Source organism: Moraxella caviae (assembly GCF_002014985.1).
GTDB lineage: Bacteria > Pseudomonadota > Gammaproteobacteria > Pseudomonadales > Moraxellaceae > Moraxella > Moraxella caviae.
Genome location: NZ_MUXU01000116.1, coordinates 1 through 1896 on the forward strand (window position 1 = coordinate 1; position 1896 = coordinate 1896).

Genomic DNA, 1896 nt, shown 5'->3' on the forward strand with positions numbered 1-1896 from the left:
GCATATTCGTCAATCTCACGGCGATAGTCGCAATAGGCTTCGCAGTGCGGAGCAATACCGTCTAAGATGGCATGAGCCTGTGGGATTTGGTTTTCGCTGATGTCAGCGATGTTTCTTAAGCTTAGCTTGACACGCAAAAGATTGTACATTTCATTGCTTGCTGAACCTGTCTTGCGAAAACAAAAGGACAAACGATGGACTTTATCCTTAATGCCTTGCAATTGAGCAGCAGTGGCTCGGTCGGTTTTGGTGTGATATGGGTCTAACACTGGAATAGCACCAGTATTTAGCGCATCAAACGCACGAATGACCATCAGATGAAACTTAGCAGAAATCCACATCGCATAGGCGTAGACCAGTTCACGGCAGGCGTATGTGCCTTGGCGGACTGTTTTAATATCACCGCCTTTTACCGTGTCGTAAGCGATTTTGCCTTCGCTTTCAATTTCTGCGATTAAATCTTGGGTTTGTTGATTGCGCATAAAGAAAGTTGGACGGTACTTGTCTTCACCGCCAGCGGATTTATGCAAATCATTTAAAGAAAAGAAACCATTATGTTGTGAAATGGTTTGGTTTGAGATGATTAAGTTCATTGCGAACTCCTTACTTAGTTTTACGAAATTTACCCAAAAAAGGGCGCTAGGGGTGTTCGTAAGCCGAAGTAAGACGGCTGGGCTTATTCGTGCGATTACTCGCCTTATTTCACCACCACCCCTAACATAACTTGGCGATGTGAGAATTTGCACATCGGTATGAAAGGGTTTTATTTGATTTTATGATGTGCGAATTTGCACATCTTAAAAGCAATAAAAAAATCGCTGTCTTTCGGGGCGATTATTACCGCTTACTTAAAGGCTACGACACCTTAAGCGATATAATAGCCCATTTTTTGGCTTTTGTCAAATATTTTTAAGACGATAAAAAAGCCAAACATTTTGAATGCAAAACATTTGACTTCTTTTAACTACTAGTATATAATATAAGCAACAAGGCAAGGGGTAGGAGCCTTGCCTTGTAGGTTAAGCTTTATCACCTAATGGTAAAGTATAAAGCCAACCGATGTAAGGAGTAAACGATGAGAACCCTTCAAATCATCATCGTTGCGGTCTTTATCTTGTACAGCTTACCAGCTTATTAAGATAAACGCCTAAGTCATCAGCCAAAAGCCGATGATATGGCGGAGCGGATAGGAAACACCGCTCACCCCTTACTTACCCCTATACTAGCACAATCTTTTTAAAAGTCAAAGGATTTATCATGGTTAGCCAAGCCCACAAAAACGCCACCAAAACTTACCGCGCTAAATCACTGAAAAACATGAGCCTTACATTCAGCCAGCACGACACCGAAAGCTATGCTGCGCTGTGCGAGCTTGAAAAAGTGTATGGCTCAGCCAGTGGGGCGATTAAGGCGGCATTGATTGCTCACGCTAAATCTTTGAAATCATGACTGTTTATTCCAATTATCCTTAATCCATTCACCAGCTTCTGACGGTGCAAAACCTGTACAGATGCCATCTTCCATCACCAAGAGAGTGCCTGCACTGGCAATTTTACGCAAGTCATCTCGTATCTGTAGGCGACTTAGAGCGTTGCCTTTATCTACTATCAGCCATACATTGCTAACCCAATGCCAAATACCAACATCGTATTTCTCAAAGTATTCAGTGATGGCGTCTTTAGTTTTTGCTGAAAACATCTCGTCAGCAATGATGATAAATTTATTGCTCATGTGTCTTATCCTCAATGGTGACGGTGTTGGTTTTTTGGGGTCTGTCGTCAATCAAACCACTGTTGTTATCGCCGATACGACCTTTTTCTAGAGCAATCTTATTTAGCGTAAAAGTCTCTGAACGCAAACAATCAGGATTTTTAACCGTGACGTACTCCCCTCCCT

General features: G+C 42.2%; 3 protein-coding genes. 1 reads left to right on the top strand and 2 read right to left on the bottom strand.

The window, feature by feature from the left end; all coding sequences use genetic code 11:
- Positions 1 to 593 (bottom strand): KilA-N domain-containing protein (locus B0181_RS11985; RefSeq protein ID WP_143821614.1); only part of this gene is annotated, 593 nt, incomplete at its 3' end.
- 664 nt (positions 594 to 1257) lie between these two features.
- On the opposite strand from B0181_RS11985, the gene B0181_RS11810 reads away from it, so the two are divergent.
- Positions 1258 to 1449: a hypothetical protein gene (locus tag B0181_RS11810; RefSeq protein ID WP_078277678.1), complete on the top strand. Its 192-nt coding sequence runs from the start codon at positions 1258 to 1260 to the stop codon at positions 1447 to 1449.
- On the opposite strand, the gene B0181_RS11815 is transcribed toward B0181_RS11810, so the two are convergent.
- Complete coding sequence (locus B0181_RS11815) at positions 1444 to 1731, bottom strand: hypothetical protein (protein WP_078277679.1); 288 nt, start codon at positions 1729 to 1731, stop codon at positions 1444 to 1446. The two genes, B0181_RS11810 and B0181_RS11815, sit on opposite strands and share 6 nt — an antisense overlap.
- Positions 1732 to 1896: the final 165 nt, after the last annotated feature.